Genomic DNA, 15,413 nt, shown 5'->3' on the forward strand with positions numbered 1-15,413 from the left:
GAGCCGGTGTCGCACGGCGAGGTATTGCACGTTAGAGCCGAAATTTTTCCGGCACGTTAACTGACCTTTTGCAGATCCATGGACATCAGCCCGCGCAGGCCGTTCTCGAGGAACTCCGGTCCCGCGTCGCCGAACATGGCGAGTTGAGTGATGAAGCCCTGGGCGGTGGCGATCAGCGTGCGGGCCATGTGCTCGTCCGGCACGTCGGCGGCGAATACGCCGTTCACGCGGTAGACCCCCACCAACTCCGCCCAGGAGACCCGCAGCCCCTCGTACGCCTCACCGAGCGTGGCCGCCAGGCGCTCGCTGCGCAACGTCTCCGCCCACACCTGCACGATCAGCCCGGCATACGCCCGCCGGTCCAGCCCGCCCCTCCCGCCCGCGTCGTCGCCGAACAGGGTGCGCACCACTCGGCCGATCAGCACATCGGGAGTGGGCGGCGGGCCGACCCGGGCGGCACACTCGAACGCCCGCCTGACGCTTCCGACCGCCTCGCTCGCGATGGCGGCGATCAGGTCCTCCTTGCCGCTGAAGTAGCGGTACACCGCCCCGGCCGACAGACCGACCTCCCTGAGCACGTCCTGCATCGAGGTGGCGTGGAAACCGTCGCGGGCGAAGCACCGTGCCGCGCCGTCGAGGATCTGCCTGCGGCGGGCGTCGAGGTGTTCCTGGGATACACGGGCCATGTCCCCAATTTAAAACGAACGTTCCTTCTTGACAAGCGTGATCCCGGCGGGAACAGTGGCGGCGCACGTAAAACGAACGATCCTTCTCTTTAAATCGAGGTGCTCTTCATGTCCGCTGCCCCGAACCGCCGTTTGGTGGCGGTCGTCCTGCTGGTCCCCGTGGTGGTGGCGCTCGCGCTCTGGGCCTTCGCCTGGCCCTCGGCCCGCACGGCGCCCCGCGATCTGCCCGTCGGCGTCACCGGTACCGCACCGGGGGCCGACCATCTCCAGCACCAGCTGGAACAGCGCGACGGGGCCTTCGATGTCCACCGGTTCGACTCCGAGGCCGCCGCCGGCGCCGCGATCCGGGACCGGTCCGTATACGGCGCGGTCGTCGTCACACCGAGGGGCCTCGAACTGCTCACCGCTTCCGCCGCCGGTCCCGTGGTCGCCCAGCTGTTGCACGAAGCGGTTACCGCATCGGCCCCCACGGGCACCGCGGTCCCGGTCACGGACGTGGTGGCGGCACCGGCCACCGATCCGCGGGGCAGCGTACTCGGCGCGAGCATCCTGCCCCTGGCGATCGCGGGCGTGGCTACCGGTTCGGCCGTGACGCTGCTGCGGCTGCGCGGTGGACGCGCGGCCACGGCACTGCTCGGGGTAGCCACTCTGGTGGGGATCATCGCCGCCGCGCTCACCGACAGCTGGCTCGGGGTGATCACCGGTGACTGGTGGAGCGAGGCAGGGGCACTCGGCCTCACGGTGCTGGCCATCGGCGCGGCCGTGGCAGGGCTCGCCGCACTGATCGGACCGGCAGGTGTCGGTCTCGGGGCACTGCTCATGGTGGTCGTGGGCAACCCGTTCTCAGGCGTCGCCAGTGCGCCCGAACTGCTCCCCCGGCCCATCGGGGCGATCGGCCAGTGGCTGCCGCCGGGCGCGGGAGGCTCGCTGCTGCGCTCCGTCGCGTTCTTCGACGGGCGCGCGGCGGGCGGCGCCGGCCTGACCCTGGCCCTGTGGGCCGCACTCGGCCTGGCCGCGGTGATCATCGGCGGCCGGCGCCGCCCCCGTACACCGGACACTCCTGCGGCCGCACGCTCACGACAGCCCGCGCCGGCCGGCTGATCGCCTCGCCGCGGAGACCGTGCGCCGCCTCCCGGCCGGGGCCAACGGCCCTGCGCGTCCGGTCAGTCGCCCGGGCCCTGCGGACCCCGGTGCTCCGCGGCGATCCCGAAGCGGCGCCGTTCGCCCGGAGCGGACGCCGAGGAGCCGATCGAGGAGACCGAGCTGATCACCTGCTCCCGCTCCGCCGCCTCCTCGTCCTCAAGTCGCTCCAGGTCAGCGGCGGATACGAGCGCCACGAGCGGCTTGCCATGCCGCGTCACGACCACGCGCTCGCCGCCGTAGACGACTCGGTTGATCAGTTCGGCGAGCTCAGCTCGGGCTTGCGTCACCGGAATCTCGTAGGCCATGCTCCCATCATAACCTTCTGTACGTCCTGTACATTTTTTACAGAAGTACGCGCGGGTGCCTTCCCGGCCCGCGCACGGAGGAGAGGCCCCGCCATGCACCGACCCGCCGCCCGCCACGTACTGCCCGAGTTCACGGAGCGCACGTCCCAGGGGACCCGCACACTCGACCCCTACTCCAAACTGCTGGCCGAACGGGTCGTGTTCCTCGGGACACCCGTCGACGACACGGCCGCCAACGACCTGGTCGCGCAGTTGATGTACCTGGAACACGACGCTCCCGACCGGCCCGTCTCGCTCTACATCAACTCCCCCGGCGGGTCTTTCGGCGCCATGACCGCCGTCTACGACACGATGGCGTTCCTCACCTGCGAGGTGGAGACCTTCTGCCTCGGCCAGGCGGTGGCCGAGGCGGCCGTACTGCTCGCGGCCGGGGCCCCGGGCAGACGGCACGCCCTGCCGGGCGCCCGCGTGATGGTGCGGCAGCCCGAACTCGCCGAGCCGGTACAGGGGCAGCCCTCCGACCTGGAGATCGAGGCACGGGAACTGACCCGGATGCGCGAGACCCTGAACGACATGCTGGCCCGTCATTCCGGCCGCCCCGCCGCTCAGATCGCGGCCGACACCGAGCGCGATCTCGTCCTGGACGCCGAGGGCGCCAAGGACTACGGGCTGATCGACCACATCGTGCGACGGCGCGGGCTCTCGCTGCCGCCGCACGGGACGAGGTGAATGCCCGATGCAGCCACCGGAGTTCGCGCCACTGCCCGCCCTGACCCGTGCGGAGGGCGAGTTCATCGACTGCTATCTGCAAGTCCTCGACCAGGTCGGCCGGATCAACCCGGCCCACGGCGGCGACACGTACGGCGCCCTGCGCGCCGCCCAGGCGCTGGCCTCGTATTCGGCCGCACTGCGGGACGCGCTGGCATCGATGCACGAACGGGGTGAAGCCCGGATACACGCGGCCACGTTGACCCGGGCCCTGCGCGTCCTCGACGGCGAACGGCGCTCAGGCCGGGTCACCGTGCCGCCGGTCCCGCCGAGTTGAGCAGCGCGCCGAGCCGACACGCCCGGCGCATGGCCCGATTTTTCTCGCTCGTTCGGCGTAGACGTTAACTCGCGCGAGGGACAACTCAATTTGCGCTTTCGAAGTGGACGATGGGTGAAATCTCCCGTTCCACCGCTGGTACGACAGCGGCAGACGGACTCCGGAAGTTTCCCGGAAAGTCACCTCTCCACCCGAACGGGTCATACGTGATGAGCCTCACATATGGCCGTTTCACCTCGGAAATCCGGCACTCGGTGAGTCAAGATCCCTGGGACGACAAGCCCCCGCCACCGCGGCGGGGCGGTCCGGGCGGACGCCGAATCCTGCCGCTGCCCGGATGCCTGGTCGACAGGAGTGGATCGGCAGGAGTGGAGGACCCAGCACAACGGGCCGACCGGACTTCCGGTTGGCCCTCGGGGTGAAGCCGCATCTGCGGCCGGGCGACTTCGCCGGCCCGAACCCGACAGGTCATCCTTCACAGGCGGCTGACGAAGGGTTGCGCATGACTGCGCAGGTTCATGTCCCGTCTCTGCTTGCCCGGGCCGGTACGGCCTCGGTGATGACTCTCGCCGCCGTCGGCGGCACGCTGTTCGTTCCCGGCGCCGTGACCGACGCCCAGGCCGCGACACATTCGATGAAGGCCCTGAACATCGCCGCGTCGAAGAAGGGCGCACCGTACCGGTGGGGCGCCACCGGGCCCAGCCGCTTCGACTGTTCCGGGCTGACTCTCTACTCGTTCAAGAAGGCGGGCAAGAAGCTCCCCCGCACCGCCCAGCAGCAGTACAACAAGACCCGCCACATCTCGTCCTCCAAGCGGCAACGCGGCGATCTGGTCTTCTTCCATTCCGGCCGCAGCATCTACCACGTGGGCATCTACGCGGGCAGCGGCAAGATCTGGCACTCGCCCAAGACCGGGGCCGTGGTCCGCCTGGAGAAGATCTGGACGAAGAGCGTCTACTACGGACGGGTCCGCTGAAGCCGCTCCCCCGTCCCGGACCGTGCGCCCGTGTCAGTGCAGCAGCGGGCCCGAGACCAGGACCAGGCCCAGTGCGGTGAGTGCCGCGCCGCTGCCGCCCTCGATTGCGCGGGCGGTACGTGGCCGGCGCAGCCAACGACCGAGGCGGTCCACCAGGAGCGCCACCGCCGGGAACCAGATCAGCGCCATCAGCACGACGATCGCGGCGAGCAGCAGCGTCCGGGGCAGGGGAGCGGCCCCGGCCGGGACGAACTGCGGCAGGAGGCTGAGGAAGAGCACGGGCGCCTTGGGGTTCAGCGCGTTGGTCAGGAATCCCTGGCGCAGTGCGCGCCCGGTTCGCATCGTTGCCTGCCCGCCGTCCTTCTCGTCCGGCCCGGGCTCCGCCACCTGCGCGGCGCGCCGCCGAGCCGCGTGCAGGGCGCTGATGCCCAGATAGAGCACATACGCGCCGCCCAGGACCTGGACAGTCCGGAACAGCGCGGGCATCGCCACCAGCACGGCCGCCAGCCCGGCCACGGCGAGCGCGGTGTGGACAAGGAGGCCCCCGGCGACCCCGAGAGCGGTCGCCACGCCCGCCCTGCGCGAGGCGAGGGCGTTGCGTACGACGACGGTGAAGTCGGCGCCGGGCAGGGCGACCATGGCTGCGGCGACCCCCACGAAGGCGGTGAGCTGGGTGTCCATGGCTCCACCCTGCACCTCAGCAGCCTTTAGCATGTACTTGCAATCTCCAGGGTCTGCCAAAAGGAATGCTTAATGTACGACCCCACACGGCTCGCGGCGCTGGTGGCGGTCGCCGAGGCCGGTTCGATCACCAGGGCCGCCGTCCGCCTGGGCTACACCGCGCCGGCGCTCTCCCAGCAGCTCGCCAAGCTGGAGCGGGAGGCGGGCGCGCCCCTGCTGGTGCGCCATCACCGGGGTGCCCGGCTGACGGCAGCGGGCGAGCTTCTCGCCGGACGCGCACGGCGCGTCCTCGACGAGATGGAGCAGGCCCGCCACGAGCTGGCGGGCCTCGCCGGACTCTCCGGCGGACGCCTGCGGGTCGGCACCTTCACCACGGCGGGCATCCATCTGCTGCCCCCGGTGCTGAGCGCGTTCCGCCGGGCGCACCCGGACGTCGAACTGACCGTCACCGACTACGAGCCGCCGGGCGGGGTGGCCGCGGTGGCGGCGGGCGAGGTGGACCTGGCCCTGAGTCACGCCTACGAGCCCGCCGCCGCGACGGCGCCACCCCCGGGCGTCGTCTCCGAGCCGCTCCTGGTCGAGGAACTGGTACTGATCACGGCCGTCGGGCAGGTCCTGGCCGACGGCAGCGGGCGGCTCCCGGTGACAGAGCTCGCAGGACGGCCCCTGATCAGCAGCGCGCCCACGCATCCGCCTCGCCGCGGGGTGGAGAGCGCACTCGCCGAGGCGGGGGCGCTGCCCGCGGTGGTCTGCGAGTCTCCCGGCTATGCGCTGGTATGCGCCCTGGTGAGTGCGGGCATCGGAATGGCGGTGGTTCCCGAGATGGTGGCCGCGATGTCGCCGACGCCGCTGTCCGTCCGCCGGCTGGAGCCGGCCTCGTTCCGCCGCACGATCTCGGTCGTGCACCGCGGAGACCGTACGAGCGCCGCGGCGGCGACGCTGCGGGCTCTGCTGCGCAGCGGGTTCGGGCGGGCCGCGGCGTCACAGTGAACGGCGGGTGCGGTGCGGCGCGTCGGCGCCGTGGAGATCTTCAGGGCCGCGGCGGCCGACGGAAGCGGCAGGCACGTGGGCTGCGGCGACAGCGCGGGCGGTGGGGCACCCGTCAGTGCCGCACGGGCACGTGCCACGGCAGCGCGATCCAGACGGTCTTTCCGCCGTCCGCAGTGGGCGTGACGGTCAGCCGGCCACCGTACTCCTTGGCCAGCGAGCGGATGATCACCATGCCCCGGCCGTTGTCCTGCTGCACGGCCGCCGGGAGCCGCTGAGGCCAGCGGGGGTGACTGTCCGTCACCCCGAGGCGGAGTTGCTCCGCCCGCTCCAGCCGGATGTCCACCGTGAAGGTGGGCGACTGACCGAAGGTGTGCTGGACGGCGTTGGTCGCGAGCTCCGAGACGATGAGCCGGACGGTGTCCCCCGTTTCCGCTCCGTCGGGCAGCCCCCATTCGGCCAACACCTGGGCCACGTACCGCCGGGCCGCGGAGACCGAGACCGGCTCGCTCGGCAGAGTGACACGTGCTTCTTGATGGTCTGCCATGGCGAGCCGTCCCTCTCCCACCCGGAAGCGACCCCGCGATCGATGGTCCGGGTTGTGCTTCGCGCCAGATTGCCACTGATGCTGCCCTCTGCAACGGCGATCCACCAAGATATGCATATATCTGTCGCTCGAAGCGGTGAACTCTGCCCCGGATGCCCTGTGAGGGCGCCACACTGTCCGCTCGACAGGGAGAGGGAGGGAGGCACCACATGCGGCACGGCCCTGCGGTGCGACGCCGCAAGCTCGGGGAGGAGCTGCGGAGTCTGCGCCATGCGTCGGGACTCACGAGCCGGGACGCGGCTCGTCTGCTCGGCTGGCACCAGTCGAAGGTCAGCCGGATCGAGACCGGGGTGAGCGGGGTACAGCCCGGCGATGTGACCCGGCTGCTCGACGCGTACGGCACGGACGACCCGAAACTGCGCGAGGTCCTGGAGGCGCTCGCGGGTTCGGCGGGCGGCGGGGGCGCCGGGTGGTGGCACGCGTACCGCGGTCTCATCCCGCCGCAGTACCGCGACTTCATCAGCCTGGAGTCACAGGCGCGCACCGCCCGCACCCTGGAGACGTCGGTGGTGCCGGGTCTGTTGCAGACCGCCGACTACGCCCGCGCGGTGACCCGGGCCTCACTCGACGGACTGCCCACCGGGCAGCTGGACTCGCTCGTGGAAGTGCGGCTGGCGCGGCAGGGGGTCCTGCGGACCGATCCTCCCCTGAGGCTGAGCGCGGTGCTGGACGAGGCGGTGCTGCGACGGGAGGTCGGCGGCCGCAGGGTCATGCGGGAGCAGCTGCGTCATCTCAGCCGGGTGGCACAACTCCCGCATGTCCGGCTCCAGTTGCTGCCGTTCACGGTCGGCGGCTATGTGGGCCTCACCGGGCCTTTCGTTATCTTCTCATTTCCGAACACTTCTGATCTGGATGTGGTCGTTCTCGACCATTTGACGAGTAGCCTCTACCTGGAGCGGAAAGAAGACCTTGAGGCGTACAGCTCGGCCTTCCGCACCCTGCAGGCGCACGCGCTGTCGCCCGAGCACTCGTTGGACCTGATCGCCGCAATCGACCGCGACGGTCAGTGACCCTGGACTGCCCGAGGGGGGCGTCATGTCGGATTGCCTCGCACAGCACGCGTTACGGTGGCGGCGCAGCAGCCGCAGCACGGGAATGAACAACTGCGTGGAGGCCGCACCGTTCGGCGGCCGTCGACTGGCCGTGCGCGACTCCAAGGACGTGTCCAGGCCGCCCTTGCAGTTCTCCGACACGGCCTGGACATCCTTCGTCACCGCTCTGAACGGCGGTTCGCTCGGCTGAGCCGGTGGCCGGGCCGCCACGCCGGGGTGACGATCACCCGGCGTGGAGGGCAGCCGGGGCGGTCCGTCGTACGGTCGCGACCGCCAGAGCGATCTGCTCGTCCGTCAGGTCGGCACGTGCGGTCAGCCGCAGCCGGGAGACACCGTCCGGTACCGACGGCGGCCGGAAGCACCCGACTGCCATGCCGGCGGCACGGCAGTCGGCCGCCCACCGGACGGCGGCTTCGGCCGAGGGCGCGCGTACCGAGACAACGGCCGCGTCGGGTCTCACCGCGGTCAGACCGGCCGCGGTCAGCTGCTCGTACAGCGCGGTGGCGACCGCACGGGCCCTGGCGGCGCGTGCCGGCTCGCGGCGCAGCAGCCGCAGGCTGCCCAGGGCGGCGCCCACCGCGGCCGGTGCGAGTCCGGTGTCGAAGATGAACGTACGGGCGGTGTTGACCAGGTGGTCGATCACCCGGGCCGGGCCGAGGACCGCCCCGCCCTGGCTGCCCAGGGACTTGGAGAGGGTGAGCGTGGTGACGGTGCCGTCGCCGCCCGCCAGGCCGGCCGCGGAGAGCGCGCCCCTGCCGCCGTCCCCCAGTACGCCCAGGCCGTGCGCGTCGTCGACGAGCAGCGCGGCGCCCTCCGCGCGGCAGACCTCGGCCAGTTCGGTCAGGGGCGCGGCGTCGCCGTCGACCGAGAAGACCGAGTCGGTGACCACCAGCGACCTGCCCCGGTGCGCGTGCAGGGACTTGCGGACCGCGTCCGGGTCGGCGTGCGGTACGACCGCGGTATCGGCTCGGGAGAGACGGCATCCGTCGACGATCGAGGCGTGGTTGCCTGCGTCCGACACGATCAGCGAGTCCCGGCCGGTCAAAGCGGTGAGCGCCGCGAGGTTCGCGGCGTAACCCGAGGACAGCACCAGGGCCGCCTCGAAACCGCAGAAGTCGGCCAGTTCCCGTTCGAGCTCGGCGTGCAGCGCGGTGGAACCCGTGACCAGCCGGGAGCCGGTGGCCCCGCCGCCCCAGCGGCGCGCAGCGGCGGCTGCCGCTGCGGTCACCTCCGGATGCCGGGTGAGGCCGAGGTAGTCGTTGCTCGCGAGGTCCAGCAGTTCCGGTTCGGCGGGCCGCGGCCGGAGCGTCCGGACGAGTCCGGCGTCCGCGCGGCGGCGCGCCTCCTCGTCGATCCAGTCGAACGGGGCGAAGGACATGTGCGGGTCCCTTTTGTAGGCAGCTCACAGACCCTAACCGGGGGCGCAGCCGGGCATGGTGTGGCAATGCACACACCCGCTGCGGGCTCTGTTGTCCGGTTCCTCCTTGGCTCGGGGCGGTGCCGTGCGTCAGGATCATCGCCATGGACCTCCTGAACACGCTGGTGGACAAGGGGCTGCGGCGCGAGCTGCCGACCCGTGAAGAAGCGCTCGCCGTTCTGGCGACCCCGGACGACGAACTGCTCGACGTGGTGGCCGCGGCCGGAAAGGTGCGCCGTCAGTGGTTCGGACGGCGGGTGAAGCTGAACTATCTGGTCAATCTGAAGTCCGGGCTCTGTCCCGAGGACTGCTCGTACTGCTCCCAGCGGCTGGGATCCAAGGCCGAGATCCTGAAGTACACGTGGCTGAAGCCCGACGAGGCGTCGAAGGCGGCGGCTGCGGGAGTGGCCGGTGGCGCCAAGCGCGTCTGCCTGGTCGCGAGCGGCCGGGGCCCGACCGACCGGGACGTCGACCGGGTGTCACAGACCATCGAGGCGATCAAGGAACAGAACGAGGGCGTCGAGGTGTGCGCCTGTCTCGGCCTGCTCTCCGACGGCCAGGCCGACCGGCTGCGGTCTGCGGGCGCGGACGCCTACAACCACAACCTCAACACGTCCGAGGGGACGTACGGGGAGATCACGACCACCCACACCTACGCCGACCGGGTGGAAACGGTGCACCAGGCACAGGCCGCCGGGCTCTCCGCCTGTTCCGGGCTGATCGCGGGCATGGGGGAGAGCGACTCCGACCTGGTCGACGTGGTCTTCGCCCTGCGTGAGCTCGACCCCGACTCGGTGCCCGTCAACTTCCTGATTCCGTTCGAGGGCACGCCGCTGGCCAAGGAGTGGAATCTGACGCCGCAGCGCTGTCTGCGCATTCTGGCGATGGTCCGGTTCGTCTGCCCCGATGTGGAGGTACGGCTCGCGGGCGGGCGCGAAGTGCATCTGCGTTCGATGCAGCCGCTGGCCCTGCACCTCGTCAACTCGATCTTCCTGGGCGACTATCTGACCAGTGAGGGCCAGGCGGGACAGGCGGACCTCGACATGATCGCGGACGCCGGCTTCGAGGTGGAGGGTGCGGGTACGACGACGCTCCCCGGCCACCGGGTGGACGCGGGCGGCGGCTGCGGTTCGCACGCCGGCGGGTGCGCGCCCTGCGGCGACGGCCCGGAGACGGAGACCGTTCCCGCGGAAGCCACCGCGGACCGGGCGGCGCGCACGGATCTGGTGTCGGTCCGCCGTCGCGGCGCGGGTACGGATCTCGCACCCAATGCCTGAGCCGCTCTCCCCTGCCGGGCTCAGGGCCCTGGACCGGGCCCATGTCTGGCATCCGTACGGTCCGATGCCGGGCCGGCAGGAGCCGCTGGTCGTCGAGTCCGCGTCCGGCGTACGGCTCCGGCTGGCCGAACCGGCCCATGGCCGGCACGAGCTGGTCGACGGGATGTCGTCGTGGTGGTCGGCGGTGCACGGGTACAACCACCCGGTGCTGAACGAGGCGGCCCGCGACCAGCTGGACCGGATGAGCCATGTGATGTTCGGCGGGCTCACGCACGAGCCCGCCGTGCGGCTGGCCGCCAGGCTGGTCGAGATCACCCCCGAACCGTTGCAGCATGTGTTCCTCGCCGACTCCGGCTCGGTGTCGGTCGAGGTGGCCGTGAAGATGTGCCTCCAGTACTGGCGTTCGGCCGGACGGCCGGCCAAGCGGCGCCTGCTGACCTGGCGGGGCGGGTACCACGGGGACACCTGGCAGCCGATGTCGGTGTGCGACCCCGAGGGCGGCATGCACGAGCTGTGGTCGGGGGCGCTGCCCCGCCAGGTGTTCGCCGACGAGCCGCCGGGTGGCTTCGACACGGAGCCCGACGCCGCGTACGCGACGCACCTGCGCGAGCTGATCGCTCACCATGCCGACGAGCTGGCCGCGGTGATCGTGGAGCCCGTGGTGCAGGGGGCGGGCGGCATGCGCTTCCACTCCCCCGCGTACCTGCGTGTCCTGCGCGAGGCCTGCGACGCGCACGGTGTGCTCCTGGTGTTCGACGAGATCGCCACGGGCTTCGGACGTACGGGCAAGCTGTTCGCAGCCGAGCACGCAGGCGTCTCGCCGGATGTCATGTGCGTGGGCAAGGCCCTGACCGGCGGCTACCTGACGATGGCAGCGACGCTGTGCACGTCCACCGTGGCCGAGGGCATCTCGCGCGGCGAGGTGCCGGTGCTCGCCCACGGGCCGACGTTCATGGGCAATCCGCTCGCCTCCGCGGTGGCCTGCGCCTCGATCGAGCTGCTGCTGGGCCAGGACTGGGAGCAGGAGGTCAAGCGGATCGGGGCAGGTCTCCGGGACGGTCTGGCCCCGGCCGGCGAGCTGCCCGGGGTCCGCGATGTGCGCGTTCTGGGTGCGATCGGCGTCGTCCAGCTCGATCACGAGGTGGACATGGAGGCCGCGACGCGGGCGGCCGTGCGCGAGGGCGTGTGGCTGCGGCCGTTCCGCGATCTCGTCTACACCATGCCGCCGTACGTCACCGGTGACGACGACGTGGCACGGATCTGCCGTGCCGTGTGCGCTGCGGCGCGGGAGGGCTGAGATGAGCATTCTGGTGGTGACGGGGACCGGCACCGAGATCGGCAAGACGATCGTGACGGCGGCAGTGGCGGCAGCTGCCGCGGGCCGCCGGGTGGCGGTGCTCAAGCCCGCCCAGACGGGCCTGGAACCGGGTGAGCCGGGTGACGCCGCCGAGGTGGCGCGGCTGGCCGGCCGTCATGTGACGGCCGTCGAACTCGCCCGCTTCCCGGAACCGTTGGCGCCCGCGACCGCGGCTCGCCGGGCCGGGATGGCGCCGGTCCGCCCCCACGAGGTCGCCGAGGCCGCCGAGAAGCTGGCGGCCGAACACGATCTGGTGCTCGTCGAGGGTGCGGGCGGCCTGCTCGTACGGTTCGACGACGACGGCGCGACCCTGGCGGACGCGGCACGGCTGCTGGCCGCACCGGTCGTGGTGGTGGTGCCTGCCGGGCTCGGCACCCTCAACTCCACGGCACTGACCTCGGAGGCACTTCGAGCACGCGGCCTCGACTGCCTCGGGGTGGTCGTCGGCAGCATGCCTGCCGAGCCGGACCTGGCGGAGCGCTGCAACCTGTCGGACCTTCCGGTGGCGGCGGGCGCCCCGCTGCTCGGCGTGGTCCCGGCAGGGGCCGGAGCTCTCGACCCCGTGGACTTCCGTGCCCGGGCCGGAAGTTGGCTGACTGAGCGGCTGGGCGGGAGCCGGCCACTGGGCTGAAGGGTGTGCGGCACAGGACGGGGTACGCCTCAGGGGGCAGAATCGAGGTAGCCAGACCTTTCCGGCCGAGCGGGCCAGCAGGGCGTAGCCCCTCACCCGGCCCGCCCGGACCGGCCCCTTGTCGAGGAGGTCCGTCATGCGGTTGCGGAGCACGAAGATCCCGAAGGACGCGGTACACCACCCCGTCTTCGCCCGTTTCTATGCCCGGATGAGCGTGGCCGCCGAATCCGCGGCCGGGATGGCCGGGGTGCGGGCCGAGCTGCTGACGGGACTGTCCGGGCGGGTCATCGAGATCGGGGCCGGCAACGGCCTGAACTTCGCCCACTACCCGCCGGCCGTGTCCGAGGTGGTGGCGATCGAACCCGAGCGCACGCTGCGGCAGTTGGCGGTGCGGTCCGCGCTGCGCGCCGGAATACCGGTGGACGTCGTGCCCGGTACGGCAGAAGCGCTGCCGGTGAAGAGCGAGGCGTTCGACGGAGCCGTGGCCTCACTCGTGCTGTGCACCGTACGCAATGTGCAGCAGTCGCTCGCGGAGGTCCGGCGGGTCCTGCGGCCGGGTGGGGAGCTGCGTTTCTTCGAGCATGTGCGGGCCGACGGCCGGGCCATGGCAGCCACCCAGCGAGCCCTGGACCGGTCCTTCTGGCCGCTGGTCGCCGGCGGCTGTCACACCTCGCGTGACGCGCTCGCCGCCATCGAGGCGGCCGGGTTCGTGGTGGAGGCGTACCGGCGGGTCAATATGCCGGAAGGCGGCATCAGGCTTCCCACGTCCGCGTGCGTACTGGGCGTGGCGCGACGGTCGGCCGTTGTGGACCGGGGACGGCAAGGGCTGCGCTGACCGGCGGGCCTGACTCGGCCGACCTTGGCGCCTTGGCGGGCCTTGGGAGCCTTGGCGGGTCTGGGCGCCTTGGCGAGCCTTGGGTCGGTCGATCCCGCCGATCGATGGTGCAGGTGCCGGGGATCGTCGCGATACTGGTGGATCACGCGCCTGCGGAGATTCCCGAGCAGCGACGGCACGGTCGCGCGGTTCCGGTCCGCGTCACAGGCTCCACTGGCGCAGCTCATCGGCGATGGCCCTGACGTCCGCCTTGCCCTCCTTGACGAGCAGGGCCAGATCGCGCACCTGTTCCGGCGAGGTGATGACCTTCAGTCCCGATGCGACGAGGTACCCGTAGGCGACGGCCGAGGCGAACATCGCGTTGGAACGCTCCAGCGCGGGCACGTGCAACAGCAGTTGCAGCAGCGCCGCCGCTCTGGAGTGCGGGTCGCTGTAGACCGGGCTGCCGAAGATCTCCGCCTCGTGCCGTGCGACCGCGGCGACCAACGCACCCCAGTCGGTGACCTGAGGGTCGCCGGGAGTCTTGTGCTCGGCGACCATGAGCAGCCAGGAAAGATGGATCCGGAGGTTCAACGGGTGCCTTTGCGCTCCGGGCCGAACTCCTCGGCGAACACCGATTCGTACTGCTTCATGAAGTCGGCGGCGGCCTCGACAAAGGTGTGGCCGACCTCGCCCGCGTCCTGTTTGACAAGTTCCTCTATGTAGCGGTTCACGCTCATCCCCCTCTGGAGCGCGCGCTGCCGCGCGGCCTCGGCGGTGGCCTCGTCCACTCGAACGTTCAGCTGCGTCTTGGGCACCCCCTCACGCTAGCGCGGTATCGCTAGCACCGGCAAGGGGAACGGGACCTGGCGGCTCCTGGCAGCTCTGCTCGCCCGGCCCTCGGGCCGTCCGGCGGTTGGCGGCAACCCCGCCACCTGGCATATCACCGCAGGCCGCCGGCCCGGGCGTCCGGGCGCCGGCGCCCGTACCGTCGAAGGATGAGCGACGGATACCGCACCCGCCCGCCCCCTTCTCCGAACAAGTGGTCATAATTCCTGGTCAGGCAGCCGAAGTCACCGAAGTCGGCCACGTCCTGGCGGCGAACACCTGCCGACCGACCAGATCTCGCGACGACTCATGGAGTGCACTTTGAGTACGACGTTCCGTTCCCGTATCACCGCCCGGCTCGGGCGCACCTACCTGGCCAGGATCCAACGGCACGGAATCGGCTCCTCCACCATCAAGCTGTTGCCGGAGGAACTGCTCATGCTGCTGCGCCGCGACGGTCTCGATCCCGTGCGCCGGGTGGCCACGACTCGGGCGAACGCCCCGGTGTCCAGGGTCTCGCTGCCGTTCGGCATGGACGCCTGGGTGGTCACCGGATACGAGGAGTCGAAGGCCGTGCTCGGCTCCGCCGGGGGGTTCAGTACGGACTTCGCCCACCTCGCCGGCAATGCGGGGATAGCCGCCGAGCAGAGCCCCGGCGGGCTCGGTTTCAGCGATCCGCCGGTGCACACCCGGCTGCGGCGCATCCTCACCCCGGAGTTCACCATGCGCCGCCTCCGGCGTCTGGCACCCCGGATCGAAGCCATTGTCGAGGAACGTCTGGACGCGATGGAGGCCGTCGCCGGCCCGGTCGACCTCGTGCACGAGTTCGCGCTGCCCGTCCCCTCCCTCACCATCTGCGAACTCCTGGGCGTGCCGTACGAGGACAGGAACGACTTCCAGCAACTGGCCATGGACCGCTTCGATCTGTTCAGCGGGACGACCGCGCCCTTCGGGGCCATGTCCGAGTCGCTGAACTACTTCAGAGGGGTGGTCAAGGCTCAGCGACAGAACCCCGGGGACGGGCTGCTCGGCATGATCGTGAGGGAGCACGGGGACAGCGTCGACGACGAGGAACTCGCGGGCCTCGCCGACGGAGTGCTCACCGGCGGCTTCGAGACGACGGCCAGCACGATCGCCCTCGGCTCGCTGGTCATGTTGCGGAACGCGGACGTCCTCGACCGGCTGCGCACGGACGGCACGACGACCGCACCGTTCGTCGAGGAGGTCCTCAGGTATCTCTCTGCGGTCCAGATGGCCTTCCCCAGGTTCGCGCGCGAGGACATCGAGATAGCGGGGGTGGTCATTCCGCGCGGGGACATGGTCCTCTGCTCCCTGAGCGGTGCCAACCGCGATCCGTCGTACGTCACGGACGACGGGCGCTTCGACCTGGACCGCGCCACCCCCTCGGGTCATCTGGCCTTCGGCCACGGCATCCACCGCTGCATCGGCGCCGAACTGGCACGCATGGAGCTGCGTGTCGCCTACCCGGCGCTGGCCAGGAGGTTTCCCGCCATGCGGCTCGCCGTCCCGCCGCAGGAACTCGGTTTCCGCAAGCTCTCGATCGTCTACGGCATCGATTCACTTCCGGTACACCTGCGCTGAGGCGG

General features: G+C 71.1%; 19 protein-coding genes and 1 riboswitch. Of the genes, 12 read left to right on the plus strand and 7 right to left on the minus strand.

Features of this window, described 5'->3' with window-relative positions:
- Window positions 1-56 precede the first annotated feature (56 nt).
- On the minus strand, window positions 57-686 hold the full coding sequence (locus ABZ434_RS12450; protein WP_359134670.1) for a helix-turn-helix domain-containing protein: 630 nt from the start codon (window positions 684-686) through the stop codon (window positions 57-59).
- 108 nt (window positions 687-794) lie between these two features.
- Between ABZ434_RS12450 and ABZ434_RS12455 the strand changes: the two genes are divergently transcribed.
- On the plus strand, window positions 795-1,787 hold the full coding sequence (locus tag ABZ434_RS12455; protein ID WP_359134672.1) for an ABC transporter permease: 993 nt from the start codon (window positions 795-797) through the stop codon (window positions 1,785-1,787).
- 62 nt (window positions 1,788-1,849) lie between these two features.
- On the opposite strand, the gene ABZ434_RS12460 is transcribed toward ABZ434_RS12455, so the two are convergent.
- Window positions 1,850-2,134 (minus strand): type II toxin-antitoxin system Phd/YefM family antitoxin, encoded by a 285-nt coding sequence (locus ABZ434_RS12460; RefSeq protein WP_359134674.1) that lies wholly within the window; start codon window positions 2,132-2,134, stop codon window positions 1,850-1,852.
- A 93-nt stretch (window positions 2,135-2,227) separates the two neighbouring features.
- On the opposite strand from ABZ434_RS12460, the gene ABZ434_RS12465 reads away from it, so the two are divergent.
- The 3 genes from ABZ434_RS12465 (at window position 2,228) to ABZ434_RS12475 (ending at window position 4,155) form a co-directional block, all read left to right on the plus strand.
- Window positions 2,228-2,863, plus strand: a complete 636-nt coding sequence (locus ABZ434_RS12465; RefSeq protein ID WP_359134676.1) for an ATP-dependent Clp protease proteolytic subunit — start codon at window positions 2,228-2,230, stop codon at window positions 2,861-2,863.
- 7 nt (window positions 2,864-2,870) lie between these two features.
- Window positions 2,871-3,179, plus strand: a complete 309-nt coding sequence (locus ABZ434_RS12470; protein WP_359134678.1) for a hypothetical protein — start codon at window positions 2,871-2,873, stop codon at window positions 3,177-3,179.
- Between the two features lie 304 nt (window positions 3,180-3,483).
- Window positions 3,484-3,678: riboswitch (cyclic di-AMP (ydaO/yuaA leader) on the plus strand.
- Between the two features lie 3 nt (window positions 3,679-3,681).
- Entirely contained in the window at window positions 3,682-4,155 is a 474-nt protein-coding gene (locus ABZ434_RS12475) for a C40 family peptidase (RefSeq protein WP_359134680.1), read from the plus strand.
- A gap of 33 nt (window positions 4,156-4,188) precedes the next feature.
- Here the strand turns inward: ABZ434_RS12475 and ABZ434_RS12480 are convergent, their stop codons facing one another.
- Window positions 4,189-4,836: a LysE family translocator gene (locus tag ABZ434_RS12480; protein WP_359134682.1), complete on the minus strand. Its 648-nt coding sequence runs from the start codon at window positions 4,834-4,836 to the stop codon at window positions 4,189-4,191.
- Between the two features lie 72 nt (window positions 4,837-4,908).
- Between ABZ434_RS12480 and ABZ434_RS12485 the strand changes: the two genes are divergently transcribed.
- On the plus strand, window positions 4,909-5,826 hold the full coding sequence (locus tag ABZ434_RS12485; protein ID WP_359134684.1) for a LysR family transcriptional regulator: 918 nt from the start codon (window positions 4,909-4,911) through the stop codon (window positions 5,824-5,826).
- 112 nt (window positions 5,827-5,938) lie between these two features.
- On the opposite strand, the gene ABZ434_RS12490 is transcribed toward ABZ434_RS12485, so the two are convergent.
- Entirely contained in the window at window positions 5,939-6,370 is a 432-nt protein-coding gene (locus ABZ434_RS12490) for an ATP-binding protein (RefSeq protein WP_359134686.1), read from the minus strand.
- Window positions 6,371-6,579: 209 nt separating this feature from the next.
- Between ABZ434_RS12490 and ABZ434_RS12495 the strand changes: the two genes are divergently transcribed.
- The gene (locus tag ABZ434_RS12495) at window positions 6,580-7,440 is read left to right on the plus strand and encodes a helix-turn-helix transcriptional regulator (protein WP_359134688.1); all 861 of its coding nucleotides are present in this window, start codon (window positions 6,580-6,582) and stop codon (window positions 7,438-7,440) included.
- Window positions 7,441-7,465: 25 nt separating this feature from the next.
- A complete protein-coding gene (locus ABZ434_RS12500; protein WP_359134690.1) occupies window positions 7,466-7,672 on the plus strand; it encodes a DUF397 domain-containing protein in 207 nt (68 codons plus the stop codon).
- Between the two features lie 33 nt (window positions 7,673-7,705).
- Here ABZ434_RS12500 and ABZ434_RS12505 read toward each other — a convergent pair whose 3' ends face one another.
- A complete protein-coding gene (locus tag ABZ434_RS12505; RefSeq protein WP_359134692.1) occupies window positions 7,706-8,860 on the minus strand; it encodes an 8-amino-7-oxononanoate synthase in 1,155 nt (384 codons plus the stop codon).
- 143 nt (window positions 8,861-9,003) lie between these two features.
- On the opposite strand from ABZ434_RS12505, the gene bioB reads away from it, so the two are divergent.
- From bioB to ABZ434_RS12525, 4 genes are all read left to right on the plus strand, one after another.
- Window positions 9,004-10,176, plus strand: coding sequence for a biotin synthase BioB (gene bioB / locus ABZ434_RS12510; protein ID WP_359134694.1), 1,173 nt, complete (start codon window positions 9,004-9,006; stop codon window positions 10,174-10,176).
- A complete protein-coding gene (locus ABZ434_RS12515) occupies window positions 10,169-11,473 on the plus strand; it encodes an adenosylmethionine--8-amino-7-oxononanoate transaminase (protein ID WP_359134696.1) in 1,305 nt (434 codons plus the stop codon). The genes bioB and ABZ434_RS12515 overlap by 8 nt, the downstream gene beginning before the upstream one ends.
- 1 nt (window position 11,474) lies before the next feature.
- Window positions 11,475-12,164 (plus strand): dethiobiotin synthase, encoded by a 690-nt coding sequence (gene bioD, locus ABZ434_RS12520; RefSeq protein ID WP_359134698.1) that lies wholly within the window; start codon window positions 11,475-11,477, stop codon window positions 12,162-12,164.
- A 136-nt stretch (window positions 12,165-12,300) separates the two neighbouring features.
- Window positions 12,301-12,999: a class I SAM-dependent methyltransferase gene (locus ABZ434_RS12525; RefSeq protein ID WP_359134700.1), complete on the plus strand. Its 699-nt coding sequence runs from the start codon at window positions 12,301-12,303 to the stop codon at window positions 12,997-12,999.
- Between the two features lie 201 nt (window positions 13,000-13,200).
- Here ABZ434_RS12525 and ABZ434_RS12530 read toward each other — a convergent pair whose 3' ends face one another.
- Both ABZ434_RS12530 and ABZ434_RS12535 read right to left on the minus strand, forming a co-directional pair.
- The gene (locus ABZ434_RS12530) at window positions 13,201-13,572 is read right to left on the minus strand and encodes a fic family toxin-antitoxin system, toxin component (protein WP_145767569.1); all 372 of its coding nucleotides are present in this window, start codon (window positions 13,570-13,572) and stop codon (window positions 13,201-13,203) included.
- Window positions 13,569-13,796: a hypothetical protein gene (locus ABZ434_RS12535; protein ID WP_030921856.1), complete on the minus strand. Its 228-nt coding sequence runs from the start codon at window positions 13,794-13,796 to the stop codon at window positions 13,569-13,571. The genes ABZ434_RS12530 and ABZ434_RS12535 overlap by 4 nt, the downstream gene beginning before the upstream one ends.
- Before the next feature lie 331 nt (window positions 13,797-14,127).
- On the opposite strand from ABZ434_RS12535, the gene ABZ434_RS12540 reads away from it, so the two are divergent.
- Window positions 14,128-15,408: a cytochrome P450 gene (locus ABZ434_RS12540; RefSeq protein ID WP_359134703.1), complete on the plus strand. Its 1,281-nt coding sequence runs from the start codon at window positions 14,128-14,130 to the stop codon at window positions 15,406-15,408.
- The last annotated feature ends 5 nt before the right edge of the window (window positions 15,409-15,413 follow it).

The organism is Streptomyces sp. NPDC005761 (assembly GCF_040630635.1).
Taxonomy (GTDB): domain Bacteria; phylum Actinomycetota; class Actinomycetes; order Streptomycetales; family Streptomycetaceae; genus Streptomyces.